The following is a 24357-nucleotide window of genomic DNA, read 5'->3' on the forward strand; positions in this document are numbered from 1 at the left end:
TGCAGGCCGTGGACCAGGTGTCCATTCAAATTCAAGCTGGGCAGGTCTACGGCCTGATTGGCCCCAACGGTGCGGGCAAAACCACATGCTTTAACTTGATCACCGGGCATTATCAAGCCGACCAAGGTGAGTTCTTATTCAGGGGCACCCCCTACTCGCCCAAGTCACCCGAAACCGTGGCCAGCATGGGCATCGCCAGAACCTTCCAAAACATACGCCTGTTCAAAACCATGACTGCACTTGAAAATGTGGCCATTGGCATGCACAGCAAAACCAGGCAGGGTGTGCTTGCTTCGGTGTTACGCACCCCGGCGCAGCGCCGTGAAGAACAGGCCATTGCCCAGGAGGCCCTGCGCCTGCTCGACTACGTGGGGATTGCAAGCTATGCCCACCATCTGGCCACCGAGCTTTCGTATGGGGATCAGCGTCGCCTCGAAATTGCACGCGCCCTGGCCAGCCAACCAGGGCTCTTGGCACTGGATGAGCCCGCAGCGGGCATGAACGCCACCGAAAAATTAAAACTGCGCGAATTGATTGCTCAAATACGACGCGATGGCACTTCGATTTTGCTGATCGAACATGATGTCAAACTGGTGATGGGCATTTGTGATTACGTCACGGTGCTGGACTACGGGAAGGTGATTGCCCAAGGCACACCCGCCGAGGTTCAAAGCAACCCGGCCGTGATTGAAGCTTACCTTGGGGGTTTGCACCATGCTTGATATTCAAGGCCTCACGGTTCACTACGGTGGAGTGCAAGCGGTCAAGGGCATTGGCTTGCAGGTTCGCGAGCGAGAATTGGTGTGCCTGATTGGTTGCAATGGCGCGGGTAAAACCACCACCCTAAAAGCCATTGCGGGCTTGCAACCGTTTCAGGCCACACAGGCCCTGCTCGATGGGCAACACGATTTAAGCCGAATGCCAGCGCATGCCAGGCTAAAGCACGGTCTGGCCTTGGTGCCCGAGGGTCGGGGGGTATTCACTCGCATGAGTATTGAAGAAAACCTTGATTTGGGTGCCGGCATTCGCACCGACAAGGCTGACATCGAAAACGACAAAGAACACTGGTACACCATGTTCCCCCGTCTGAAGGAGCGACGCAAACAACTGGCCGGCACCTTAAGCGGTGGTGAGCAGCAGATGCTCGCCATTGCGCGTGCGCTAATGGGGCGCCCGCGCTGCCTCTTGCTTGACGAACCCAGCATGGGTTTGGCCCCCATCATGGTCGAGAAAATTTTTGATGTGGTTCGCACCATTCACCAACAAGGCATGACCGTGCTGCTGGTGGAACAAAACGCGCACATCGCTTTGCAAATCGCCGACCGTGCCTATGTGATGGACTCTGGCCTCATCGACATTGAAGGCCAGGCTGCCGACCTGATTCACGACCCAAGAATTCGGCAAGCGTATTTGGGTGAGCAAAGCACATCCGTTTAAACGCCCGCCTACTGGGCAGACACATCGGCCTGTGATGTGAACGAATCTGCAAAAAATTCGTCTTCGGGTAAGCCACATTGTTGGACAAAATCACGCCGCGCCGAATCAATCACCACGGGCGCACCACATGCGTACACCTGTTGGCCAGACATATCGGGGAAATCTTCCATCACAGCACGGTGAACAAAGCCGGTGCGGCCGCTCCATTGGCATGCTTCCGTGGGCTCAGACAACACAGGCACAAATTTAAAATTGCTGTGCTGGGCCTCCCAGCTGCGAGCCAGGTCCATCATGTACAAATCGGCCTTGGTTCGCCCCCCCCAATACAACACAAAATCCCGGGTGTTGCCTTTGAAAAAAGCCTGCTCCAACAAAGACTTCATGGGCGCAAAACCAGTGCCGCTGGCCAGGCAAATCACGGGTTTGCGTGCATCATCACGCAAGAAAAAAGTACCCAACGGGCCTTCGAATCGCAAAATCTCGCGCTCTTTCATGGCGCCAAACACATGGTCAGTGAACAATCCACCGGGCATGTGTCGAATATGAAGCTCGATGCCACCTTCTTGGTGAGGGGCATTGGCCAGAGAATAACTGCGCCTGGACCCATCTCTTAAAATGAATTCGATGTATTGGCCCGCCAAAAACTGCAGCACTTCATTGGCAGGCAGTTGCAGCTTGAGCACAGCCACATCGGGGGCTGGTTTGTCGATGCTTTGCAGGCGGCAAGGCATTTTTTTCACGGGTATATCACCCAGGCCCGACAACTCACGCACACGCAAGGTGACCGGCCCGAGGGGCTTGGCACAACAGGTGAGCACCTTGCCACGCACACGTTCTTCTTCACTCAAGGCGCGGCTTTGATAGGTGCCGTAATCCACCTGACCTTCGACCAAATCAGCCTTGCAAGACCCACAGGCGCCATCTTTGCAGCCGTATGGCAAAATGACGTTGGCCCGAAGCGCTGCATTCAGAATCGACTCATCGGGCTCGCATTCAAACTGTTTTTTGCTGGGAAGTACATCAACACTGTGATTCATCAAACTGCTTTCCGTGATCAGGGGTCGCCACACACCACGTTTTATCGACGCAGCCTGCCGCGCGTGTTTCGCCGCGGCCGGTTGACCATTGCGGGTTGTGGCCAAGTGGGCATGGTGTTGTTAAAACAATTCAAGCACCTGCATTTTACCGCGACTTACCGGCCAGGCGACCTGGCACCGGCCAAGCGGCAGGCAATTGCCAGCACAGGGGCCACACCGCTTGGTGTGAACCTTCAAAACAGGGCTGATTTGCTGCGCCTGCTGGCTTGCTCTACACGCCTGATCTGGATGGCGCCCCCCGACGCGAACGCCAAAGCCGACCACACCCTGAGAAAATCCATGTTGTGGCTGGCGGCGCGGGCCAAAGCCTGGGGCAAACCTTGCCCCAGCGTGACCTATGTTTCAACCACGGGCGTATATGGCAATGCACTGGGCGATTGGATCGACGAGCGCACCCCTGTGAATGCGCAATCCGAAAGGGCCAAACGGCGAGTGCATGCAGAGCAACAAGTAAAAACTGCACTGCGCCTGGGCATGCGCGTGCAGGTGTTGCGTGCACCGGGCATTTACGGGGATTCACGCCTGCCCACTGAACGGCTGAAGGCTGGCACACCGGCCCTGTTGCCGGAAGAAGATTCTTGGTCCAACCACATTCACGAATTGGATTTGGCAAGGCTTTCGGTGTGGAGCAACTTCAAAAGCAAGGGGTGGCTGGTGGTGAATGCTTGCGATGCACAACCTCAAAAAATGGGCGATTACTTTGATGCTGTGGCCAAAGCCACCGGGCTGCCCAAGCCACCCCGCTTGCCGCGCAAGGAAGTAAAGGCACTGGTGAGCCCCATGATGTGGAGTTTCATGGCTGAATCGCGGCGCATACGCTCGCGGCAACAAGCGCGGCTGGGGTTTAAACTGGCCTACCCCAGCGTAGAAGCATTTTTAGGCAAACATTTTGTCTAGGTTTTTATCAATTTCAGACTGAATTTTGCCTTTGAAAGCCTTCAGCATAAAGCCAAGCGAAATATCCAGCGATATGTCTTTGTCGGTGACATCCAAAGTGCCCTTCACACCAGAGCGGCTAAAGTTTAAGGTGTTGCCCTGCCACTGGCTGTCAAGCTGGAATTCTTTCTGCAGTTGATCCGCCAGTTTTTGAGCCACACCTTTGGCTTCATCCAAAGACAAATTGTGGGTTCGATGTGCGTGAATATCGGCCATGATTGACTCGCGTGGTGGTTAGTTTTTCAATGTTGCCAGTGTACCGCAGCCTGGGTTCAAACCGAGGGAAACCAAAAATCGTAAGCCATTTTAGAGGAAGGCGTCACATCGTTTTCAAAGCCAACCACACGCTTTGCAAACCGCATTTGAGAGTCGATGATGCGTTTAAAAATAAGGCTGTTGGCCGATTCACGTGCGATGATCTTGCGCCAGGCCAACAGTTGGGCTCTTAAAATGTCGTCTGGCGTGTGGTAATACCTTACGCCCTGCTTGCGCCGCATCTCTTCAAAATCGGTGGAAAAACGGTCGGAGGCTTTCCAACTCAGGTCAGCCGAAGACGCCTGCAAAGCGTATCGAATAATCGATCTCAGTGAAAATGACAGGCTGTCAAACCGCTCTTTGTTGAAGATCACTTCGAACACCTCGCAGCTTTGGTGAAAGCTGCGGATCATGCACACCGACGACACGCTGGGAAACCCCAGGGCACGGTCTGAGCTGGGGTTATTGAACTCTGCCGCATCGATAAGACCTTTGTCCAGCCAAGGCACAATATCAGCTGGCTGCAAAGCGGTGGTGTTCAGCCCCAACTCCTTAAACACCTCAGCGGCCAAACCCACTGCGCGAAATTTCAGATTTTCCAGGTCTTTTACATTGTTGATGCGATTTTTGAACCAGCCCAGGGGTTGAGCTGTGAGCGGGCCGTACATGAAGCCTTGAATGTTCAGGCTCATTTCTTTTTGAACCAGCTCGTCGTAAAGCTGCTGCCCGCCGCCGTACTGAAACCAGGCAAGAATCTGGTTAGAACTCATTCCAAAACTTGGACCGCTGCCAAACAGCGAGAACGCAGGGTGACGGTCGTGCCAATAGGTGGGCACACCATGCCCGCCGTCCAGCTGCCCTTTGTGCACGGCATTTTGAATACCAAAGGCTTTCACAATACTGTTGGCAGGGTATACATCGATGCGCAACTCGCCACCCGACATGTCATTGACCTTCTTGGCAAAGTCTTGGGCAAATTCGTTGAAGATGTCTCGCGTGGGCCAGGTGCTTTGAAATTTAAGCACAATGGGCCGAGCTGCTTTTAAAACTGCCGGGGCAGGCGCCTGGGCGCTGGCTTCCAACGCCAAGCCTCCCGCTGTAGCAGCCAAGGCTTTTTGAACAAAAGCGCGGCGCCCGGAATCATTCATGGTGGGGGCCAACCAAGACCAAGTGCACCCGGTAAGGTCCATGGGCACCCAACACAATGGTTTGCTCAATGTCGGCTGTGCGAGAGGGGCCCGACACAAAATTCAAGGCACGTGGCATGCAACGCCCATCGGCGCGAAGCCGGGCGAAAGCGTCTTCCATCGTGTGTACAACCTGTTCTCGCCGCACCACAGCGATGTGTGTTTCGGGCAGCAAGTGGGTGCTGGCCGGCTCGTCTTTTTGGCTGGCAAACACCAAGGTTCCTGTTTCAGCCACCGCATAAGCCACGCCGCTAATGCCGACCAAATCGTCACCTTTGGGCGCCCCGAAATGGGTTCGCAGGCCGCTTGCAGCCCAATCCAGACTGGCCAGGCTGGGCCAAACAGCTGCCTCGCCTTGTAACTTATTTTCATGCAGGTAGGTGGCGCAGGCTTTGGGCACATCGGCAAGGCTTGGCACCACGTCCACGGTGCAAAGCATGGCTTTGGATTTGTTCACAAACAGCGAAAACACATCACCAACAGCAGATGGCTGAGGGCCACGCTCCTGGCGCTGCACATAGGCCGCGGCCTGCGCCATTTCATGGGCCTGGTGACTCGCTGGACGCTTTTGAAGGGTGCGTATGCGGCCCAAAATTTCTTCACGGGCAGCGCTGGTGTCGAGATCGTCTGAGAATGACTGGCCCAAAGGATCACCTGTCAACAAAGGGTTCATGCCTGGAATTATAGGCAATCGCCTTTGCGCACGCCCCTAGGGTATGCCCCCATGCTGACTGCAAATTTCGAAACCTTTCTCGGGCAGCTTTTGCGGGGATGCATTACAATACCGCCTTACCTTGGCTGACCTCTAACCCACCACCATGACACACGTAGTTACCGAATCCTGCATCAAGTGCAAATACACCGACTGTGTGGACGTTTGCCCTGTAGACTGCTTTCGCGAAGGCCCCAACTTTTTGGTGATCGACCCTGACGAGTGCATCGACTGTGCGGTGTGCATTCCCGAATGCCCGGTCAATGCAATTTATGCTGAAGAAGACGTTCCAGCCGACCAGGTAAAATTTATCGAAATGAACGTAGAACTGGCCAAAGGCTGGCCCAGCATCACACGCATGAAAGAGCATCTGCCCGATGCAGACGACTGGAAAGACGTCAAAGACAAACTCCAGTACCTCGAAAAATAAACATTTTTGAGCAGTACCATGCAGGACCCAAACGACAAATACACCCGCGAAACCATCACCGATGTGCGGGTGTGGGTGCCTGGCAAGTTATTCTCCTTCACCTGCACCCGCCCCTCGGGCTTCCGGTTCACCGCCGGCCAGTTTGCCCGCCTGGGCGTTGACAACACCTTAAACCTGCCCGGCGAGCCCAGCATCATCTGGCGTGCTTACTCCATGGTGTCCAGCCCATACGACGAGCACTTGGAGTTTTTCTCCATCGTGGTGCCCGAGGGTGCCTTCACGAGCCACCTCAGCAAGCTGAAAGTAGGTGACCCGGTGTATGTCGACAAAACCAACTTTGGCTTTTTAACCACGGCGCGTTTTGAGTCTGGCCGAGATCTTTGGCTGCTTGGCTCTGGCACAGGGCTTGCCCCGTTTTTGTCAATTTTGCACGACCCGCTGACCTGGGACCAGTTTCAGCACATTGTGCTGGTGCACAGTGCACGCACCGCCGAAGAATTGGTGTATCAAGACATGATCAAGGGCTTTACCCAACACCCGGAGTTGTCTGAACTCATCGACGATGTAAAGCAACGGTTTTTTTATGTCCCTGTGGTTACACGCGAGCAGGTGAACGGCTGCTTGAGCCAGCGCATCACCGCCCTGCTTCGGGACGGGCAATTGCAGCAAGCCACCGGCCTGCCTTTGAACCCGCAGCGCAGCCGCTTCATGATTTGCGGCAACCCCGACATGGTGACCGATATCCGCGCGGTGTTGAAGGGACAAGGCTACAAGCCTGCCCGCCGCAACAGCCCGGGCGAGATTGCGGTCGAGAACTACTGGTAAGGTGGATTGAAGCCGCGCCGCACAAGCAAAAGTTCACAGCAGTTTACATTTGTTGCAATGCACAATAGATTGCCCGATAATACGATGTTGGGGGTGCCAGCCTAGCCGCTGCATCCAAGTAACACACATTGTCACTCACCTGGCCTGAACAACTGGAGGCTTCATGCTGTACCAATTGCACGAACTACAACGCGCCCTGTTAAACCCCATGACTGTGTGGGCTGAAGCCGGGGCCAAAATGTACAGCAATCCGTTTAGCCCTTTGGCACACACCCCACTGTCTCGCCGAATCGCCGCCGGATTCGAATTAATGTACCGCTTGGGCAAAGAATACGAAAAACCCGAATTTGGCATTGACACCGTGAAGTGCGGAAACCGCGAGGTCTCTATTGCTCAAGAAATCGTCGAGACCAAGCCGTTTTGCAAACTGATCCACTTTCGCAAGCTGATCCCCAGCGAATCCAAGCCGCTGCCCAAACAGCCCAAGGTCTTGGTGGTTGCGCCGTTGTCGGGGCACCATGCCACGCTACTGCGCGATACAGTTAAAACCCTCCTTCAAGACCACGATGTGTACATCACCGACTGGGTGGATGCACGCATGGTGCCCTTGTCTGAAGGGGCTTTCCACTTGGACGATTACGTACACTACTGCATAGAATTCATTCAACTGCTGGGCCCAGACGTCCACCTTATTTCTGTTTGTCAGCCCACCGTCCCGGTGATGGCGGCCGTCAGCTTAATGGCCAGCAACAAAGACCACAAGCAGGCCCGCATCATGACCATGATGGGTGTCCCAATCGACACCCGCCAAAGCCCCACTGAAGTCAATGCCTTGGCCACCAAGAAACCTTTTTCATGGTTTGAAAACAATGTGATCTATACCGTGCCACACACCTACCCAGGCTATTTGCGCCGTGTGTACCCGGGCTTTTTGCAGCACCTGGGCTTTGTGAGCATGAACCCTGATCGCCACGTTCAAAGCCACTACGACTTTTACATGCACCTGGTTGAAGGCGATGGCGAAAGCGCGGAAAGCCACCGACGGTTTTACGACGAATACAATGCCGTGCTGGACATGCCCGCCGAGTATTACCTGGACACCATCAAAACCGTGTTTCAGGAACACGCCTTGCCCAAAGGCACCTGGGAGGTGCGCGGCCAGTTGGTGAATCCCGCCGATGTAAAAGAGGTGGCCTTATTCACCATCGAGGGCGAACTGGACGATATTTCTGGCGTGGGTCAAACCAAAGCAGCGCACGGCTTGTGCAAGGGTTTGCCCGCCAAGAAGAAACAACATTTTGAAGCCCCCGAATGCGGGCATTATGGTATCTTCAGCGGTCGCCGTTGGCGCGAAATCATCTACCCAAAAATTCGAGAATTCATCGCCACAAATGCTTGAGGACCTGGTCCACCGCATAGACAATCTGCTGCCCCAAACCCAATGCAAACAATGTGGGTTTGAGGGCTGCTTGCCCTACGCCAAAGCCATGGCCGAGGGCCAAGCCGACCTCAACCAATGCCCCCCGGGGGGCTTGGCCACCATAGAATCGCTGGCTTCCCTGCTGGGCAAGCCCACCAAGCCTGTGGATCCAAGTTGCGGCATCACCACGCCGCGCCACATTGCCAGTATTCAAGCCGAGCATTGCATCGGCTGCACGCTTTGTATTCAAGCCTGCCCGGTTGACGCTATTGTGGGCGCTGCCAAACAAAGGCACGCTGTGCTGGCTGCCCTGTGCACTGGCTGCGAACTGTGCATTCCGCCCTGCCCCGTGGATTGCATCGACATGGTATTTTTGCCCGAGCACAGCGACTGGAACACAACCATGGCTCATGAGGCACGTGCCCGCATGCACCAGCGCGATGCTCGGCTGGTGCGCCAAAAAGAGGCCCAGGCCGACCGGCTGGAACAAAAAGCCATTCGCAAGCTGGGTGAATTAAATCAGCAAGACCCTCAGAACAACAACGCCGAGCAAGCCAAAAAGCGCGCTGTCGTGGAGGCTGCGCTGGCGCGAGCCAGGGCACGGCGGGCTGGGGCAAATCCATGAACAAAGAAAAGCGAAGCGAGATATTCCGTCGTTTTCAGGCAGCTAACCCAGAACCAAAAACCGAGCTTGAATACACCACCCCTTTTGAATTGCTGGCAGCCGTGTTGCTTAGCGCCCAGGCCACCGACAAGGGAGTGAACATCGCCACGCGCAGGCTTTTTCCTGTGGCCAATACGCCTGCAGCCATCGCCGCCTTGGGCGTGGCCGGGGTAGAGCAATACATCAAGACCATTGGCCTTTTTCGCTCCAAAGCCAAGCACCTGGTACAAACTGCCGAAATTTTGCGGGACCAGTTTAACGGGGAGGTGCCCACCCGGCGCGAAGACCTTGAAAGCCTGCCCGGTGTGGGTCGTAAAACGGCCAATGTGGTGCTAAACACCGCTTTTGGACAGCCCACCATGGCGGTAGACACCCACATATTTCGAGTCAGCAACCGCACTGGCATTGCCCCGGGCAAAGACGTGCTGGAGGTTGAAAAACGATTGCTTCGGCTAGTTCCAGCGGAGTTTATGCTCAACGCGCACCACTGGTTGATTTTGCACGGGCGCTACGTGTGCAAAGCCCGCAAGCCCGAATGTGGCCGATGTAGTATTGTGGATCTGTGCGAATTCAAAAAGAAGACCCAATGAGTCACGCCATTTGTGCACAACACTTCACCGATGCCCATGCCGGCGACGTGATCCCTCTGATCAATCGTGCGCTTGAAAACGCAAAGCTTCGCCGCCATTCTGATTACATTAGCCGGGTGATGTTGCTGTGCACGCCGCATTACGCCAACCTGGTTGAGGACATGGCACACCATTGCGTGGCCAAAACCAATTGCATGAATGTGTGGGGAGGTTGCGCCAGCGGCTTGCTGGGCCAAGGGCAAATTTTTTTTGATCAACCCGCCATTGTGCTGGCTCTGTTTGGTGAAAGCTTCGAACCCAGAAGCGACAATGACCATATCACCCTGTGCCTTACAGAAAATGAACAGGCGCTGCTGAACCACGCCCAACTGGATGCTGTGGAGCCCGACTCTGCGCTATTGCCAGCCAACACCCTGGGGCTGCTTTCATATGGCGCCAACTACGCAAAAATGCCACGCATCGAGCATGGCCGTATGTGCGAAGACGACCTGTGCAGCACCACCCTGCGGGTTTGCTCCCCCATGGTGTTCAACTCGGAAGGCTTGAGTTTTTTTACCGATGTGCAAACCGTGACCGAAAGCAATGGCTTGTTTTTGATCGGCGTAGACGGCAAGCAGGCCGCTTTGGCCTTGAATTGCCCAAACCAACAAACCAGGCCCGTGGGGCTTCGCCTGCAGCTTATTCACGAAAAGGGAGAAAGCTGGATACCCGTGATGGAAATTCACCCCGACGGTACGCTGGGCTTGGCAGCCCCAGTTGGCAGAGGTCAGAAAGTGCGCCTTGCCCGCAGAACCCAGCAAGCCATAGACCAGGAATTGCTCAAGTGGCAGCACTCGGTGGAAGGCACGTTTGGAAGCAAAGCGCCTGAGTTGGGTGTGCTGTTTACGGGTTTTGAGCGAAGCCAACTGTGCCACGAGCACGACAATGACATTGCTCATTTGTTGAAAGCCTTCCCCAACACCGAATGGCTTGGCGTGTTTGGCCAAGCCGCCTGGCTTAGCCAAAGCGATCACATTATCACTCCACCCCGAAACAACAGGCTAAGCGTTTGTCTGTTTGACACGCCGGCTTAAAGAGGCAAAGCCAAAACGCCACCCGACAACAAACCATTGGTATACCCATGTTTAATCCAACCCGAGACCAAGCCCGACTGTTTTTTTTGAACACTTGGAAAAAGTACCACCAAGAGCAGCCATTGAGCGAAGCAGAAAGCCTGGCCTTGCAGTGGATGACAAGGCACCCGGAGTACTTTCCAACGTTTGATGCGGAGCCAGAAGAGGTGCTGGCGCAAGATTATTCAGTGGAAGCTGGGCAGAGCAACCCATTTTTGCATTTGTCTATGCACTTGGCTGTGGCCGAGCAAGTGAGTATTGACCAACCCCCAGGCATACGACAGGCCTATGCCAAACTGTGCGCCAAACTCAACGACGAGCACTTGGCTGCACACCAGGTGTTTGAATGCTTGGCCGAGCAAATTTACCAGCAGCAGCGAAACGGCGTGGCCTTTTCGAGCCAGGCTTACATAGAGTGCGTGCTGCGCCACAGCGGAGTGTAGGCGCAGCCCCTGAAGTTTACTTCTTCAGATACAGGTCGCCTTCAAGCGACGCAAAAAATGCGGACAGGTCCGCAATGTCTTTTTTGCTCAAACCCGCAGCCATGCCGGTCATGATGGCGTTGTTGCGAGCGCCATTTTGATACTGCTTCAGGGTGTTGGCCAGGTAATCCTTGTGCTGGCCAGCCAACTTGGGGTAAGCCGGATCCATGGTTTTGTTCCAGTTGCCTTCTACAGCGTGGCAGGCTGCGCACTGCGCTTCTGCCTTGGCTTTGCCTGCAGCAATGTCAGCGGCTTGCGCAGACCACGGTGCCAATGCGGGGGCTGCCAACAAGGCAGCAATCACGAATGTTTTTTTCATGTTGTTGATCCTAGTTGGTGAATTATTTAGTTTGAGCGTAGTAGGCGGCCAAGTCAGCAATGTCTTGGTCGGTCAAGGTTTCGGCGATGCCGCGCATGGTGGGGTGTTTGCGATCGCCCTTTTTGTAGGCCTGCAAAGCGGCCTCAAGGTACTTGGCGTTTTGGCCACCAATAAAGGGCACGTTGTACACCTCGGGGAAGCTGGCCTTGTAGCCAGGAATACCATGGCAGCCAATACACATGGAATTTTTGGCCAGGGCCGCCTTGGCGTCGCCTTCTGTGGCCTGTGCAGGCGCACTAAACGCCACTGCAGTGAATGCCACTGCTGTGAACGCGGCGTTGGCCAGCAGACCCTTGGCGCGCTGGGCGCGAACAGTCAAACCGATACGTTTCATCTCGCTCTCTCGTCATCATGGGTGATTCGTGGTCAGCGCCTTCTGGTACAGCGGGCACCGGACAAAAACTTTGCTATTTTACGTAGTAACAGCGCACGCGTCCACGCATGCACACTCAAAGCTGCAATTTGGATGAAATATTCAGCCAGAAAGCGCCAAATTCCACTTAAACTGTGGGTCCTGCGCGATTGAATTACAAGGAATTGCAAAAATGCGATTTGAAGGTAGTAAAACTTATGTGGCCACAGACGACCTGAAACTGGCCGTGAACGCCGCCATTACACTGCAGCGCCCCCTTCTCATCAAAGGTGAGCCTGGCACTGGCAAAACCCTGTTGGCCGAAGAGGTGGCGGCCTCGCTGGGGCTGGAATTGCTCCAATGGCACATTAAGTCGACCACCAAAGCTCAGCAGGGCTTGTATGAATATGACGCCGTTAGCCGCTTGAGAGACTCACAACTGGGTGACGAACGCGTCAAGGACATCAAAAACTACATCATCAAAGGCGTGCTTTGGCAGGCCTTTGAATCGGACAAACCCGTGGTGTTGCTGATCGACGAAATCGACAAGGCGGATATTGAATTCCCCAATGATTTGCTGCGGGAAATCGATCGCATGGAGTTTTATTGCTACGAAACCCGCGAGTTGATTCGCGCCAAGCACCGTCCCATCGTGATCATCACGTCCAACAATGAAAAAGAGCTGCCTGACGCTTTTTTGCGCCGATGCTTCTTCCACTACATCCAGTTTCCAGACAAAGCCACGATGCAAGACATCGTGAACGTGCACTTCAAAAACCTGAAAAAAGAACTGCTAGACGCCGCAATGAGCAGTTTTTTTGGCATTCGCGCCCTGCCCGGCCTGAAGAAAAAGCCCACAACCTCGGAGTTGATCGACTGGTTGCGCCTGCTGCTCGCCGAGGACATTCCAGCCAGCGCCCTGCAAGCCAAAGACGGCAAGGACGCCATCCCGCCATTGCATGGCGCACTGTTGAAAAACGAACAAGACGTTGAGTTGTTCAACCGTTTGGTGTTCATGGCGCGCCAGGGGCGCTAGGTGTTTAACTCGGCAAGCGGGCAAACCACGTGTTACTAGATTTTTTCTTTCAGCTTCGAGACGCCAAGATTCCCGTCACCGTGCGGGAATACCTCACTTTGCTGGAGGGCATGAAAGCGCAGTTCATGACCCCCAGCCTGGACAATTTTTACCATTTGTCTCGTATCAGCTTGGTCAAAGATGAGCGCTACTTCGACCGGTTCGACCAAGTGTTTGGCAGCTATTTCAAGGGCATGGAAAAAAACATGGACCTGTTTGCCCAGTTGCCCAAAGATTGGCTGGAGAAGCGCTTTAATCGGGAATTCACTCCCGAGGAAATGGCCGCCATTGAAGCCATGGGTGGGCTTGACAAGCTGATGGAGCGGCTTAAGGAGCTGCTCAAAGAACAAAAGGAACGTCACGAGGGTGGTAGCAAGTGGATTGGCTCTGGCGGCACCTCCCCGTTCGGCAACAATGGCTACAACCCCGAGGGTGTGCGCATTGGGCAAGATGAAAGCCGTAACCGCCGCGCCGTGAAGGTATGGGACCAGCGCCTTTACCAAGACTACGACGATCAGCTTGAAATTGGCACGCGCAATATCAAGGTGGCCTTGCGCCGCCTGCGCCGTTTTGCACGCGAAGGAGCCGAGGAAGAGCTTGATCTGGACAACACCATTGAATCCACTGCCCGCAACGCGGGTTGGCTCGACCTTAAAATGCGCCCTGAGCGGCACAACTCAGTCAAGGTATTGTTGCTGATGGACGTAGGCGGGTCGATGGACGATCACATTCGCCGCACCGAGGAGCTGTTTTCTGCTGCAAAAAGCGAATTCAAGCATCTGGAGTTTTATTACTTCCACAACTGCGTGTACGACTTTTTGTGGAAAAAGAACCACCGCCGTCACAGTGAGCGCACCAACACCTGGGACATACTGCGCACATACAACAGCGACTACCGCCTAATTTTTGTAGGCGACGCCACCATGAGTCCCTATGAAATTTTGCAGCCCGGTGGCTCGGTGGAATACAACAACAAAGAGGCCGGCGCCGTGTGGATGCGGCGTTTTTTGGACCGCTTCCCCAAGTCCGTTTGGCTCAACCCCGAGCCAGAAGGGCTGTGGCAGTATCGTCAAAGCATCGAGATTATTCAAAACATCATGGAACAGCACATGTACCCCCTGACCGTGGGTGGGCTTGAAAAAGCAATGCGTTACCTCAGCAAATAAACTTGCATTTGTTTGTATTCCATTTTGACTGCCCGCCCGTTAAAGCAAACACAAACACATGGTGTGTGAGGACAAAAATGGAAATCAAACGAACCAACCCCCTGATTATTGCTGCTGCGGTGGCTATCATTCTGACTTGCGGCGTGGCCATTGCCACCATGACAGGTCTGCTGCCAAGCAGCCAAGCCAACAACGCCGACGAAGTGGCGGCGCTGGAAGCCGATGCCAAAGCTGGCGCAAAGGCCGATGAGAGCATGACCAACAAAGCTGCCACCACCACTGCAGCCAAGCCTGCGGCAAAGCCAGCCAGCAAGCCAGCCCCCGTTCAAACAGCCGCCGTGTGTGGCAACTGTGGCAAGGTGGTCGATGTGCGCCAAACCCGCATTGAGGGTGAAGGCACTGGCCTCGGCGCTGTGGCTGGGGGTGTTGTTGGTGGCCTGCTGGGCAACCAAATCGGTGGCGGCAACGGTAAGAAATTGGCCACAGCCGCTGGTGTGGTGGGTGGTGCCGTGGTGGGCAACAAAATTGAAAAAGACCGCCGAGCCACCGTGCAATACGATGTGGTGGTGCAATTTGACGATGGCAGCACCAGCACCTACCCATACAAAGAGCAACCTTATTGGCAGCCTGGCGACCGTGTCAAGGTGGTCAACGGCCAACTCACCTCTAGCCTGTAAACCCGCTCATCGGTTCACAGGATCTTCAAATCGCCCGGTAGGCCGGGCGATTTTTTTGGTCACTTTGGCTAAGTACAACCAACCGACCAGTGGCTGGCCAAGGAACCTTGTACCCAGGCAAGGCACTTAGTTTGAATTCACTTCATTGAGCGCAAGCATGACAGGCCTAAGCGAACAAGACATCATCAAGGCATTGGCCAGCTGGGTGCACCAGCAAAAGTGCCCCTACACCAGCCGTAGCAAACAAGGCATGGTGGTGGCCACTAACCTGCCAAATGCGTGGATCGAGTTTAAGTCCATAGGCCAATCGGCGTTTCAGGTCAGCAGCATCCACACTGTGCTGGCCGCCGTGGGCTTGGACGACCTCGCCAATGTGCGGCACGAGGTGATGCAATTCAACAAACTGATGGAGCGGGTTAAATTACCAGTGTTTGTTTGGGAAGACAAAAAATTGGGGCAATTCCAATTGCACTGGCAAGAAACCGTGTATTCCCCCCTGGAAACTCGCCTTATACAAAGTTTGTTTGAGCAATCGCTGTACCTGGCCAATGCCTTAAAAGGCCGCTTGACTTGGGCACTCAAATCACTGCCCACACAATTGATGCATTAAAGCTTTTGCATCAAGGGCTCGAGGATCAGCCACCCCACAAAAAAAGGCCACCATCAGGTGGCCTCGCAGAGGTTCAGACTCTTGTTGCTTGAGTAAATCGAGCGCTTGGTCTCAGGCTTTCACCGTGAGCAACAGCATGTTGAGCCTGCGCACAAAACCTGCGGGGTCTTCCAGTTGCCCGCCCTCGGCCAACACAGCCTGGTCAAACAACACATTCACCCACTCGTCAAAGTGCGCTTTTTCGATTTTCAGGCGTTGTACCAACGCATGGTCGGGGTTCAACTCCAAAATCGGTTTGGTGTCTGGCGCCTGTTGACCCGCTTGCTTGAGCATGCGCTTCAAATGCTCGCTCATGCCGCTGTCGTCAGCCACGATACAGGCTGGGCTGTCGGTTAAGCGCAGTGTTACACGCGCCTCTTTGATGCGGTCTTTTAGCAGGGTCTGCACCTTCTCAAGCACTTCTTTGAACTCGCCTTCTACCTTCTTTTTGGTTTCCTTGTCTTGCTCGTCTTCCAAGGCCCCCAGGTCCAGCCCGCCCTTGGCACAGCTTTGCAGGGTTTTGCCCTCGAATTCGTTCAGGTAAGACAACATCCACTCGTCCACCCTGTCGCTTAACAGCAGCACTTCAACGCCCTTCTTCTTGAATACTTCCAGGTGAGGGCTGTATTTGGCCGCGGCAAAGCTGTCGGCGGTGACGTAATAAATTTTGTCCTGGCCTTCTTTCATGCGGCCCACGTAGTCAGCCAGGGACACGTTCTGCTCATCCCCTTCGTTGTGAGTGCTGGCAAAGCGCAACAACTTGGCGATGCGATCTTTGTTGGCAGGGTCGTCGCCCATGCCCTCTTTAAGCACTTGGCCAAACTCTTTCCAGAAACTCGCGTACTTTTCAGCATCATTGGTGGCCATGTCCTCCAACATGCCCAACACCTTCTTGACAGAGCCTTCGCGAATGGCTTTTACATCACGGCTTTCCTGCAAAATTTCGCGCGATACATTCAGCGGCAAATCAGCGGAGTCGATCACACCTTTGACGAAACGCAGATAAGGGGGCATCAGCTGCTCGGCGTCGTCCATGATGAACACACGCTTCACATAAAGTTTGATGCCCTTTTGCTGGTTGCGGTCCCACAGGTCGTAAGGGGCCTTGGCAGGAATGTACAAGAGTGAGGTGTATTCTGAGCGGCCACCCTCGACCCGGTTGTGGGTGTACGCCAAGGGATCGGCAAAATCAAAGCTGATGTTCTTGTAGAACTCTTTGTATTGCTCTTCGGTGATGTCGCTTTTGGCGCGGGCCCACAAAGCATTGGCTTTGTTCACGCTTTCCCACTCACCAGTGGGTTTCATTTCGCTGGTTTTTTCGTCCCATTCCTCTTTGACCATCTGGATGGGCAGCGAAATATGATCGGAATACTTGGTGATAATGCTGCGCAGCTTCCAGGCTGACAACAGCTCGTCTTCATCGGCCTTCAGGTGCAGAATGATTTGCGTGCCGCGGCTTTCTTTGGTGATTTGCTCCACGCTGAATTCACCATCCCCCTTGGACACCCACTCCACCGCCTCGCTGGCTGGCACACCCGCTTTACGGGAGCGCACGGTAACCTCGTCGGCCACAATAAAAGCGGAATAAAAGCCCACGCCAAACTGGCCAATCAGGGCTGCGTCTTTTTGCTGATCGCCGCTTAATTTACCAAAAAACTCTTTGGTGCCCGACCTGGCAATGGTACCCAGGTTGTCGATGGCCTCTTCGCGACTTAAGCCAATACCGTTGTCTTCAATGGTGATGGTGCGTGCGGTTTTGTCGAAGCTGACGCGAATTTTTAGCTCGCTGTCGGCTTCAAAAAGCCCAGCGTTGTTGATGGCCTCAAAGCGCAGCTTGTCGCAGGCGTCCGAGGCGTTGGAAATCAATTCTCGGAGGAAAATCTCTTTGTTGGAGTACAAAGAGTGAATCATCAAGTGAAGCAGTTGCTTGACTTCGGTTTGAAAACCCAGCGTTTCCTTCATGGCTCCCATGGTGGCTCCCGAAATAGTGGTGTTACCCAAAAATGTTTACCGGGTACATGGGGATGCGGAGGCAGATTTCAATAGCTTTGGAATGGGTAAAAAAAGAGCCCGGCAGGCGGGCTCTGTGCGCATAATCAAAAACAGGGGGAGCATTAAAGAGGCACGGTTTCAGTTGCTTGACCGTTTGTAGCGAACAACTTCTTTCCTTCATCACCAGTTTGATTGGTGAAAATAATCTTAGGAGCCCTACCTTCGGCCCTTCCTGTCCCTCTGCTCCCGGGCAAATATGTTCCCCAACCCAAATCCAGACCTGGACGTATAGCGACATAGTTACTGCCATCCCCTAATACAGGATGGTCTGCATGAATGATTATCGTATCCATATTCACACTGGTGACATATTGACTCGGCACTGTATCAACATGCATCCCATCTCCGCCGATGTAGGCGACCCCAAGGGGGTTTTCGCCGTCACGGAACAACCAAACCTTATTGTTATGCGTGTTGACTTCTTCGCCCAAGTACACTCTGCCATCTATTACAGTAATCGGAGGCTCTTCCCCCACCCGGTAAATCGGATATGGTCCTTGAGCAGAATCCACCTTGGGTACAGGCGTAAACTCCTCATTTGCTGCATTTTGCCTATACAGCTGGCCGTTGTACTCCACAAACCGAGGTGTAAATGAACCCGCGGGCATGTTAGCTCCAAGCGGCATTAAAATCGGCATTACATTAAGAACCTCTCCGTTGGGGCCGATCACCTTAGTGGGGTCGTTTCCATGTGGCCCAAACTTGACATCAGCTGGGTTTTGAGGATCTCCTTCATTGACAGGTGCTGCATCACCAGCTAACGCGTTACCGTTTTTGAATACTAGATTGCCTTGGTCATCTGGCACCAGACTACCCGTTTTAATCTGCTCAGCAAAAGTTCCGGCGGTGAGGGGCTTATCACCCATTGCGCCTACCCAAGCTTCAGCATTAACGGTAATCCACTCCCGCGATCCAGCGAGGCGGTACTCCACTATACCTTGCCCCGAGTCCTGTCGAACCTCATACATTTGCCCATTTTCACCGTAAGCTTTGTAGATACCGTCACCATTGGCTTTTGGAGTGCCGTTGTAAACCACCGTCGCTTCTTCTTCAACAAACTGCAAAGAGCCATCTTCAAATGCATCGGCTATTTCATCGGATGTTGGTTGGTTCTGCAGGAAACCAGCCTCATCAAATGCCTTGGAGTTAACGTGTACAAAATCTCCATTACGAGAACGAATATAAAAGCCGTCATTGCCTCTGTCCTCGATCAAATATGCCTCGCCGTCTACCAGAGCATAGGATGAGCTTTCAACGTTACTATTGTTTGAACCTTCTATCGGATCATGGCCCTCGGGTGGTTTGGGTTCAGTACGGACATCGGCACCATCCCCTGCATTTTGACCAGATGCGGCAGCATCACCTCCTGGTGAACCATCAGCGTTACCAGGCTCCCCCGCTCCGTTGCCAGCATCGTCGGCGCGAGACCTTTTTTTTGCACCGCCAATTACGGGGTTCTCCTCGTCACCGGACACAGAGGCCTCATGGCTAGCACCATCCGCTGGTGTGCCTCGACTATCCTCATCGCCAGTCATCTTTTTTCCAACCCCCAAAGCCCCGTGTTCATTGACTTCTAAGACTCCTTGGTCAACAGCGTTCTCGATAACGCCAAGTGCATTGGAACCTAGTTGCTTCATGCTCTTTATAGACTGGGGAATTAATCCTGCGTCTTTGAGCGCTTGGAGAATTAATTGCTCATCTTCACTGGAGAAATAAAACTCGATGTTTTCTTCTATACCGGAGCTACGCTCATCTGTGGCGAAACCCCCAAAATAGTATATGGTCGCGCCATCACCGCCCGAATCCTCGACTTTTGCTGTAGACAATTCCCCGGGGGCACCTGGCTCAATTTGTTCAAAGTTGATTCCCTTAAGGCCAGGGAACTTAGCAACCACGTCGGACATTAAATCGGCCACGAGCTGTGAATTAACAGACTGATCTGTGACTGTGTGATCATCTAAATACAAAACTGGACCGGCGGACTGTACGCTACTCATGATTTATCTCCAAGACGGGTTCTGTCATTACAAGAGGAAAGAGAACTCTTGTTCATGAGTAGCGGAACAAAGGCCTTGAGTTCCAAATGCTGGTAGGAAGCAGTACCGCGCCATCCAACTCAGGCTTAAGCTCTGGAGCCCGTAATTCACAAAGGGAGTAGAAAGTTACGCCAAAGCCATCAAGGTGGGATGTAATTTGACAGGCAAATCACGCCCCTTGCGTCCACGCTTGCCAAGCCGCTGGGCAAGTTCAACCGCCTTCAACACCTCCTGCTTTGCCTTGCCCCCCCGCCCGGTGCCATGCACCACCAAGGCATCGGCCGGGCCAAAGGCCACCACGCTTAGCAGGGTGTCGCCCTCTTCCAGCGGCAGCAGTTGCACACCGCGTCCACCAGCCAGTTGCTTCACCTCGTCAAGCATAAACACATGGAAACGCCCGCTGGCCGATAGCACGGCCACCCGGTCATCGGTGGGCTTAAGCAGCACGGGCTTGAGCAAGGTTTCACCTTCGCCCAAGCTTACAAATTGTTTGCCCGCCTTAATGCGGCTGTCCATGTTTAGGGCCTGGCACACAAAGCCATACCCGCCGCTACCGGCCACCAACACGGGCTGGCTGCCACTGGCCGCAAAAGCATGCACCAAGCTGCCACCGTTTAACTCGATGGTGCTGGGTGCGGGAATGCCATCGCCACGACCACCGGGCCATGCGCTCACAGGCACGCTGAACACCTTGCCGTTGGCCTGCCCAGCACCAAACAGGTAGGTGTTGTCGGTGGTCATGCATTCGAAGGCGCCATACAAGGCATCGCCCACTTTGAAGTTGAATTGGCTGGCATCGTGGCCATGCCCTTGGCGGTTTCGTACCCAGAATTTTTGGGAAACAATCACCGTGGTGGGCTCCTCTGGCACTTTCACTTCCACGCTGGCTTTGGCGGCCTCTTCAATCAGGGTGCGGCGCTCGTCGCCATAGGTTTCGGCGTCTTTGCGAATCTCAGAAACAATGCGGTTTTTCAGTTTGCCTTCATCGGCCAGAAGACCTTCCAGGTCAGCTTTTTCTTCAGCCAGCTTTTCAAGCTCTTGCTCTATCTTGATTTTCTCAAGGCGTGCCAACTGGCGGAGGCGAATTTCCAGAATATCTTCGGCCTGACGCTCGCTCAGCTTAAAGGCCTGCATCAAGGCCGGCTTGGGTTCGTCGCTTTCCCGAATCACGCGGATCACTTCATCAATATTCAACCAGGCAATCAGCCGGCCCTCCAGCACATGGATGCGGTCATTCACCTGCGCCAGCCTGTGCTGGCTGCGGCGGGTGACGCACGCCTTGCGGAACTCGATCCAGTCCAGCAGCATGGCCAGCAAGCCGCGCTGGCCGGGTCGGCCATCGTTGGCAATGCTCACCAGGTTAATCGACACATTGGTTTCGAGGCTGGTGTGGCTAAGCAGCAGGTTGGCAAACTCGTCCACCGACACATTGCGGCTCTTGGGTTCAAACACCAAACGCACTGCGTGCTCTTTGCCCGACTCGTCGCGCACAGCGTCCAACACCGCCAACACCTGGGTCTTCAGGTTTTGCTGCTCGGTGCTCAGGCTTTTTTTGCCAGCCTTTACTTTGGGGTTGGTGAGTTCTTCGATTTCTTCCAGCACCTTGGCGCTGCTGGTGTTGGGTGGAAGCTGATTAACCACCAATTGCCATTGGCCGCGGGCGAGTTCTTCAATCTCCCAACGGGCACGCACTTTGATGCTGCCGCGGCCAGTGTCGTATATGTCGCGCATCACGGCTGGGCTGGAAATAATTTGTGCGCCACCGGGAAAGTCGGGTGCAGGCAGCATGCCCATCACGGTGTCGAGGCTGGCACTGGGATGCTTAACCAAGTGGATGGTGGCCGCGGCCACTTCACGCAGGTTGTGGGGGGGAATATCGGTGGCCATGCCCACGGCAATGCCCGATGCGCCGTTGAGCAACACAAAAGGCAAGCGGGCTGGCAGCAATTTGGGCTCTTGAAAACTGCCATCGTAGTTGGCCACAAAGTCCACGGTGCCCATGTCCACTTCATCGAGCAGCAGCTTTGAAATGGGGGTGAGCCGGGCCTCGGTGTAACGCATGGCGGCCGCGCCATCGCCATCGCGGCTGCCAAAATTGCCCTGCCCATCAATAAGTGGGTAGCGCAGGGTGAAGTGTTGTGCCATGCGCACCAAGGCCTCGTACGCGGCTTGGTCGCCATGCGGGTGGTATTTGCCCAGCACATCGCCCACTACACGGGCCGACTTAACAGGCTTGGCATTGGGCCCCAGGCCCATTTCGCTCATCGCGTACAAAATTCGCCGTTGCACGGGCTTTTGGCCATCGGCCCCCTCGGGCAAGGCTCGGCCTTTCACCACCGATACAGCATAGTCAAGGTAGGCGCGCTCGGCATACAGGCCCAGCGTGATGGTGTCTGAGTCATCCCCTCCCGGCGGGGTGGCGTCCAAAGTTAGTTGTTCCATGGCGTGTAAATCAAATAAAACGTGTGTTGTTGGCGTGGCACCAGGCGTGGCGCTTACTTGGCAAACTGCCGCTGGCGCAGGGTTTCGAACAGGCAAACAGAGCTGGCCACCGATACATTGAGGCTTTCAACGCTGCCGACCATGGGGATCTGAATCAACTGATCGCATTTGTCGCGGGTGAGCCGCCGCAATCCATCGCCTTCGGCCCCCATGACCCAGGCCACGGGGCCTTTCAGGTCCACATCGTACAAGGTGTCGGTGGCCTCGCCTGCCGCGCCAATACACCACACGCCCGCCTGCTGAATGTCTTCAAGGGTACGGGCCAGGTTGGTCACGGTGATCACTGGCATGGTCTCTGCGGCACCACAGGCCACCTTTGACACCACCGGGGTAATGCCCACCGATTTGTCTTTGGGCAGCACCACGGCGTGCACGCCCGCCGCATCGGCGCTGCGCAGGCAAGCACCCAGGTTGTGGGGGTCTGTTACCCCATCGAGCACCAGCAGCAGGGTGTGCTTGCCGTGAGTGTCAATGATTTCAAACAGATCGGTGGATTTTTTTAGCTCTTTGGCAAAGGCCACCAAGCCTTGGTGGTTGCGGTGCCCAGCTGCTTTTTCCAGCCGAGCGGCGTCTGCAGGCGTGGCTTTTACGCCAGCGGCCTGAACTTTATCGATGCATTGCTGCATGCGCTTGTCGCGACGGGTTTGGTCAAACAACACCTCGTCCACGCTGCTTGGCGCTTGCTTGATGCGCGCCAACACCGCATGAAAACCATACAAAATGGCCAAAATGAATACTCCGCTTAACGTGATTTTTTGCTGGATGCACGCATTTTAGACGCTGTGGCGGGCTTGGCGTGGGCGGTTCGCTTGGCTTTTTGACTTTCTTCCTTGCGCTTTTTTTCAGCAGCCGCCTTGCTGCGTGACGCCGAGGCTGCCCGCTTTTTGTTCACCCCACGGTTGCCCGCCGGGGCCTCGGGTGGCAGGACCGGCGCCTTGTGGCCAGCCTCCTCCACCGCCTGTTGCAAGGCCTCGGGGTTGTTGCGGCGCCCGCCGCGCTGACCTCGGCCTTGAGCTTTGCCGCTGCTTTTGGGCGCTGGTTCTTTGAACAGGGAGTCGAAGCGCACACCCTGCACCAAGCGGAATTCAATGCGCCGTGCGTCCAGGTCGACACGGGACACCTGCACATTGATGCTGTCGGTTAAGCGGTAACGGATACCACTTCGCTCACCGCGCAATTCGTGCAGGCTGTCGTTGTACTGAAAATACTCATTGCCCAGTTCGGACACATGCACCAAGCCCTCCACATACAGAGCATCAAGCGTGACAAACAAGCCGAAACTGGTCACACCCGACACATGGCCGGTGAAGGTGTCGCCCACGCGCTCTTTCATGAAGAAACACTTCAACCAGGACAGTACATCGCGCGATGCCTCGTCGGCCCGCCGCTCTGTGGAAGAAAACCATGTGCCGCACTGGTCCCAACGGGCCATTTCTTCGGCGCGGTCTACTTTGCGTTTGGGGTTAAAGTCTTCGAATTCGCGCTCGTCCAGAGGCATGGGTACATAACGCTTTCCAGCCAGCAAGGCCTTGATGGCCCGGTGCACCATGAGGTCGGGGTAGCGACGAATGGGCGAGGTAAAGTGCGCATACGCCGGGTAGGCCAAACCAAAATGACCACTGTTGTGCGGGGTATAAATGGCCTGCTGCATGCTGCGCAAAATCATGCTTTGCAATAGCTCTTGATCGGGCCGACCAATCACTTTTTTCATGAGGTTGGCGTAATCCAGACTGGTGGGATCGTCGCCACCTTCCAGGCTCAAGCTGACGCTACGCAAAAAAGCACGCAGGTTTTGCAGTTTTTCTACGGTGGGGCCTTCGTGCACGCGGTACAGGGCCGGGTGCTTGCTTCGCTCCAGAAAGTCGGCCGCGCACACGTTGGCAGCCAACATGCATTCTTCAATGAGCCGGTGTGCATCGTTGCGCCGTTTGGGCACGATTTTGTCGATCTTGCCATCGGCGTCCAGCATCACCTGGGTTTCCACGGTATCGATTTCCATGGCTCCACGCTTTTGGCGAGCCTCAAACAACACCTTGAACAAGGTGTACAGATTTTCGATGTCTTGAAGGGTGCCACCCAAAGCCTTGGCGCCCATGCTTTGGGGGTCGGTCAGCGAATCCCACACCTGGGTGTAGGTAAGGCGGGCCGCAGAATGAATTACACCGTTGTAAAACTGGTAGGCCTTCAATGCGCCCTTGGGGCCGATCACCATGTCGCACACCAGCACCAAGCGGTCTACCTGGGGGTTGAGCGAGCACAAACCGTTGGACAGTTTTTCGGGCAGCATGGGAATAACCCGGCGCGGGAAATACACCGAGGTGC

At 54.8% G+C, this 24357-nt stretch carries 25 protein-coding genes; 14 read left to right on the plus strand and 11 right to left on the minus strand.

Features of this window, described 5'->3' with window-relative positions:
• Both ACEQU8_RS13295 and ACEQU8_RS13300 read left to right on the plus strand, forming a co-directional pair.
• Positions 1 to 722 (plus strand): ABC transporter ATP-binding protein (locus ACEQU8_RS13295; RefSeq protein ID WP_370264243.1); only part of this gene is annotated, 722 nt, incomplete at its 5' end.
• Positions 715 to 1437: an ABC transporter ATP-binding protein gene (locus ACEQU8_RS13300; protein ID WP_370264244.1), complete on the plus strand. Its 723-nt coding sequence runs from the start codon at positions 715 to 717 to the stop codon at positions 1435 to 1437. The genes ACEQU8_RS13295 and ACEQU8_RS13300, both read left to right, overlap by 8 nt.
• Before the next feature lie 8 nt (positions 1438 to 1445).
• On the opposite strand, the gene ACEQU8_RS13305 is transcribed toward ACEQU8_RS13300, so the two are convergent.
• On the minus strand, positions 1446 to 2474 hold the full coding sequence (locus ACEQU8_RS13305; RefSeq protein ID WP_370264246.1) for a CDP-6-deoxy-delta-3,4-glucoseen reductase: 1029 nt from the start codon (positions 2472 to 2474) through the stop codon (positions 1446 to 1448).
• Here ACEQU8_RS13305 and ACEQU8_RS13310 point away from each other — a divergent pair.
• Positions 2466 to 3431 (plus strand): SDR family NAD(P)-dependent oxidoreductase, encoded by a 966-nt coding sequence (locus ACEQU8_RS13310; protein WP_370264247.1) that lies wholly within the window; start codon positions 2466 to 2468, stop codon positions 3429 to 3431. The two genes, ACEQU8_RS13305 and ACEQU8_RS13310, sit on opposite strands and share 9 nt — an antisense overlap.
• Here ACEQU8_RS13310 and ACEQU8_RS13315 read toward each other — a convergent pair.
• From ACEQU8_RS13315 to ACEQU8_RS13325, 3 genes are read right to left on the minus strand one after another with little or no spacing between them, the layout of a single operon-like run.
• On the minus strand, positions 3411 to 3686 hold the full coding sequence (locus tag ACEQU8_RS13315) for a polyhydroxyalkanoic acid system family protein (protein WP_370264248.1): 276 nt from the start codon (positions 3684 to 3686) through the stop codon (positions 3411 to 3413). The two genes, ACEQU8_RS13310 and ACEQU8_RS13315, sit on opposite strands and share 21 nt — an antisense overlap.
• A 56-nt stretch (positions 3687 to 3742) precedes the next feature.
• A complete protein-coding gene (locus ACEQU8_RS13320; protein ID WP_370264249.1) occupies positions 3743 to 4873 on the minus strand; it encodes a TRAP transporter substrate-binding protein in 1131 nt (376 codons plus the stop codon).
• Positions 4866 to 5585: a lactate utilization protein C gene (locus ACEQU8_RS13325; RefSeq protein WP_370264251.1), complete on the minus strand. Its 720-nt coding sequence runs from the start codon at positions 5583 to 5585 to the stop codon at positions 4866 to 4868. The genes ACEQU8_RS13320 and ACEQU8_RS13325 overlap by 8 nt, the downstream gene beginning before the upstream one ends.
• 145 nt (positions 5586 to 5730) lie before the next feature.
• On the opposite strand from ACEQU8_RS13325, the gene fdxA reads away from it, so the two are divergent.
• From fdxA to ACEQU8_RS13360, 7 genes are all read left to right on the plus strand, one after another.
• Complete coding sequence (gene fdxA / locus ACEQU8_RS13330; RefSeq protein WP_370264252.1) at positions 5731 to 6054, plus strand: ferredoxin FdxA; 324 nt, start codon at positions 5731 to 5733, stop codon at positions 6052 to 6054.
• An 18-nt stretch (positions 6055 to 6072) separates the two neighbouring features.
• Entirely contained in the window at positions 6073 to 6879 is an 807-nt protein-coding gene (locus ACEQU8_RS13335; protein WP_370264254.1) for a ferredoxin--NADP reductase, read from the plus strand.
• 163 nt (positions 6880 to 7042) lie between these two features.
• Positions 7043 to 8278, plus strand: a complete 1236-nt coding sequence (locus ACEQU8_RS13340) for a polyhydroxyalkanoate depolymerase (protein ID WP_370264255.1) — start codon at positions 7043 to 7045, stop codon at positions 8276 to 8278.
• On the plus strand, positions 8271 to 8924 hold the full coding sequence (locus tag ACEQU8_RS13345) for an RnfABCDGE type electron transport complex subunit B (protein ID WP_370264256.1): 654 nt from the start codon (positions 8271 to 8273) through the stop codon (positions 8922 to 8924). Before ACEQU8_RS13340 ends, ACEQU8_RS13345 begins: the two co-directional genes overlap by 8 nt.
• Entirely contained in the window at positions 8921 to 9553 is a 633-nt protein-coding gene (nth, locus tag ACEQU8_RS13350) for an endonuclease III (RefSeq protein WP_370264258.1), read from the plus strand. Before ACEQU8_RS13345 ends, nth begins: the two co-directional genes overlap by 4 nt.
• Positions 9550 to 10626, plus strand: a complete 1077-nt coding sequence (locus tag ACEQU8_RS13355; RefSeq protein WP_370264259.1) for a hypothetical protein — start codon at positions 9550 to 9552, stop codon at positions 10624 to 10626. The genes nth and ACEQU8_RS13355 overlap by 4 nt, the downstream gene beginning before the upstream one ends.
• 47 nt (positions 10627 to 10673) lie before the next feature.
• Positions 10674 to 11108 (plus strand): DUF1841 family protein, encoded by a 435-nt coding sequence (locus tag ACEQU8_RS13360; protein WP_370264260.1) that lies wholly within the window; start codon positions 10674 to 10676, stop codon positions 11106 to 11108.
• A gap of 16 nt (positions 11109 to 11124) precedes the next feature.
• Here ACEQU8_RS13360 and ACEQU8_RS13365 read toward each other — a convergent pair whose 3' ends face one another.
• Both ACEQU8_RS13365 and ACEQU8_RS13370 read right to left on the minus strand, forming a co-directional pair.
• Positions 11125 to 11466, minus strand: a complete 342-nt coding sequence (locus ACEQU8_RS13365; RefSeq protein WP_370264261.1) for a cytochrome c — start codon at positions 11464 to 11466, stop codon at positions 11125 to 11127.
• Between the two features lie 22 nt (positions 11467 to 11488).
• Positions 11489 to 11860, minus strand: a complete 372-nt coding sequence (locus tag ACEQU8_RS13370) for a cytochrome c (protein ID WP_370264263.1) — start codon at positions 11858 to 11860, stop codon at positions 11489 to 11491.
• Between the two features lie 211 nt (positions 11861 to 12071).
• On the opposite strand from ACEQU8_RS13370, the gene ACEQU8_RS13375 reads away from it, so the two are divergent.
• The 4 genes from ACEQU8_RS13375 to ACEQU8_RS13390 all read left to right on the plus strand — a co-directional run bounded on the left by ACEQU8_RS13375 (position 12072) and on the right by ACEQU8_RS13390 (position 15406).
• Positions 12072 to 12914, plus strand: coding sequence for an AAA family ATPase (locus tag ACEQU8_RS13375; RefSeq protein ID WP_370264264.1), 843 nt, complete (start codon positions 12072 to 12074; stop codon positions 12912 to 12914).
• A gap of 29 nt (positions 12915 to 12943) precedes the next feature.
• Entirely contained in the window at positions 12944 to 14119 is a 1176-nt protein-coding gene (locus tag ACEQU8_RS13380) for a VWA domain-containing protein (protein WP_370264265.1), read from the plus strand.
• Between the two features lie 77 nt (positions 14120 to 14196).
• Complete coding sequence (locus ACEQU8_RS13385; RefSeq protein ID WP_370264267.1) at positions 14197 to 14796, plus strand: glycine zipper 2TM domain-containing protein; 600 nt, start codon at positions 14197 to 14199, stop codon at positions 14794 to 14796.
• A 157-nt stretch (positions 14797 to 14953) separates the two neighbouring features.
• Positions 14954 to 15406 (plus strand): hypothetical protein, encoded by a 453-nt coding sequence (locus ACEQU8_RS13390; protein WP_370264268.1) that lies wholly within the window; start codon positions 14954 to 14956, stop codon positions 15404 to 15406.
• A gap of 111 nt (positions 15407 to 15517) precedes the next feature.
• Here the strand turns inward: ACEQU8_RS13390 and htpG are convergent, their stop codons facing one another.
• The 5 genes from htpG to ACEQU8_RS13415 form a co-directional block, all read right to left on the minus strand.
• Entirely contained in the window at positions 15518 to 17416 is a 1899-nt protein-coding gene (htpG, locus tag ACEQU8_RS13395; protein WP_370264269.1) for a molecular chaperone HtpG, read from the minus strand.
• A 143-nt stretch (positions 17417 to 17559) separates the two neighbouring features.
• Positions 17560 to 19494 (minus strand): hypothetical protein, encoded by a 1935-nt coding sequence (locus tag ACEQU8_RS13400; RefSeq protein WP_370264270.1) that lies wholly within the window; start codon positions 19492 to 19494, stop codon positions 17560 to 17562.
• A 165-nt stretch (positions 19495 to 19659) separates the two neighbouring features.
• Positions 19660 to 21975, minus strand: coding sequence for a DNA topoisomerase IV subunit A (gene parC, locus ACEQU8_RS13405; RefSeq protein ID WP_370264272.1), 2316 nt, complete (start codon positions 21973 to 21975; stop codon positions 19660 to 19662).
• A gap of 53 nt (positions 21976 to 22028) precedes the next feature.
• Positions 22029 to 22763 (minus strand): 23S rRNA (guanosine(2251)-2'-O)-methyltransferase RlmB, encoded by a 735-nt coding sequence (rlmB, locus tag ACEQU8_RS13410; RefSeq protein WP_370264273.1) that lies wholly within the window; start codon positions 22761 to 22763, stop codon positions 22029 to 22031.
• Positions 22764 to 22777: 14 nt separating this feature from the next.
• On the minus strand, positions 22778 to 24357 hold a 1580-nt coding region (locus tag ACEQU8_RS13415), incomplete at its 5' end, for a ribonuclease R family protein (RefSeq protein WP_370264274.1).

Source organism: Limnobacter sp. (assembly GCF_964228395.1).
Classification (GTDB): Bacteria; Pseudomonadota; Gammaproteobacteria; order Burkholderiales; family Burkholderiaceae_B; genus Limnobacter.

Coding starts and splice junctions, on each gene's coding strand:
- ACEQU8_RS13300 (WP_370264244.1), top strand. CDS start 715: ATGCTTGATATTCAAGGCCTCACGGTTCACTACGGTGGAGTGCAAGCG.
- ACEQU8_RS13305 (WP_370264246.1), bottom strand. CDS start 2,474: ATGAATCACAGTGTTGATGTACTTCCCAGCAAAAAACAGTTTGAATGC.
- ACEQU8_RS13315 (WP_370264248.1), bottom strand. CDS start 3,686: ATGGCCGATATTCACGCACATCGAACCCACAATTTGTCTTTGGATGAA.
- ACEQU8_RS13320 (WP_370264249.1), bottom strand. CDS start 4,873: ATGAATGATTCCGGGCGCCGCGCTTTTGTTCAAAAAGCCTTGGCTGCT.
- ACEQU8_RS13325 (WP_370264251.1), bottom strand. CDS start 5,585: ATGAACCCTTTGTTGACAGGTGATCCTTTGGGCCAGTCATTCTCAGAC.
- fdxA (WP_370264252.1), top strand. CDS start 5,731: ATGACACACGTAGTTACCGAATCCTGCATCAAGTGCAAATACACCGAC.
- ACEQU8_RS13335 (WP_370264254.1), top strand. CDS start 6,073: ATGCAGGACCCAAACGACAAATACACCCGCGAAACCATCACCGATGTG.
- ACEQU8_RS13340 (WP_370264255.1), top strand. CDS start 7,043: ATGCTGTACCAATTGCACGAACTACAACGCGCCCTGTTAAACCCCATG.
- ACEQU8_RS13345 (WP_370264256.1), top strand. CDS start 8,271: ATGCTTGAGGACCTGGTCCACCGCATAGACAATCTGCTGCCCCAAACC.
- nth (WP_370264258.1), top strand. CDS start 8,921: ATGAACAAAGAAAAGCGAAGCGAGATATTCCGTCGTTTTCAGGCAGCT.
- ACEQU8_RS13355 (WP_370264259.1), top strand. CDS start 9,550: ATGAGTCACGCCATTTGTGCACAACACTTCACCGATGCCCATGCCGGC.
- ACEQU8_RS13360 (WP_370264260.1), top strand. CDS start 10,674: ATGTTTAATCCAACCCGAGACCAAGCCCGACTGTTTTTTTTGAACACT.
- ACEQU8_RS13365 (WP_370264261.1), bottom strand. CDS start 11,466: ATGAAAAAAACATTCGTGATTGCTGCCTTGTTGGCAGCCCCCGCATTG.
- ACEQU8_RS13370 (WP_370264263.1), bottom strand. CDS start 11,860: ATGAAACGTATCGGTTTGACTGTTCGCGCCCAGCGCGCCAAGGGTCTG.
- ACEQU8_RS13375 (WP_370264264.1), top strand. CDS start 12,072: ATGCGATTTGAAGGTAGTAAAACTTATGTGGCCACAGACGACCTGAAA.
- ACEQU8_RS13385 (WP_370264267.1), top strand. CDS start 14,197: ATGGAAATCAAACGAACCAACCCCCTGATTATTGCTGCTGCGGTGGCT.
- ACEQU8_RS13390 (WP_370264268.1), top strand. CDS start 14,954: ATGACAGGCCTAAGCGAACAAGACATCATCAAGGCATTGGCCAGCTGG.
- htpG (WP_370264269.1), bottom strand. CDS start 17,416: ATGGGAGCCATGAAGGAAACGCTGGGTTTTCAAACCGAAGTCAAGCAA.
- ACEQU8_RS13400 (WP_370264270.1), bottom strand. CDS start 19,494: ATGAGTAGCGTACAGTCCGCCGGTCCAGTTTTGTATTTAGATGATCAC.
- parC (WP_370264272.1), bottom strand. CDS start 21,975: ATGGAACAACTAACTTTGGACGCCACCCCGCCGGGAGGGGATGACTCA.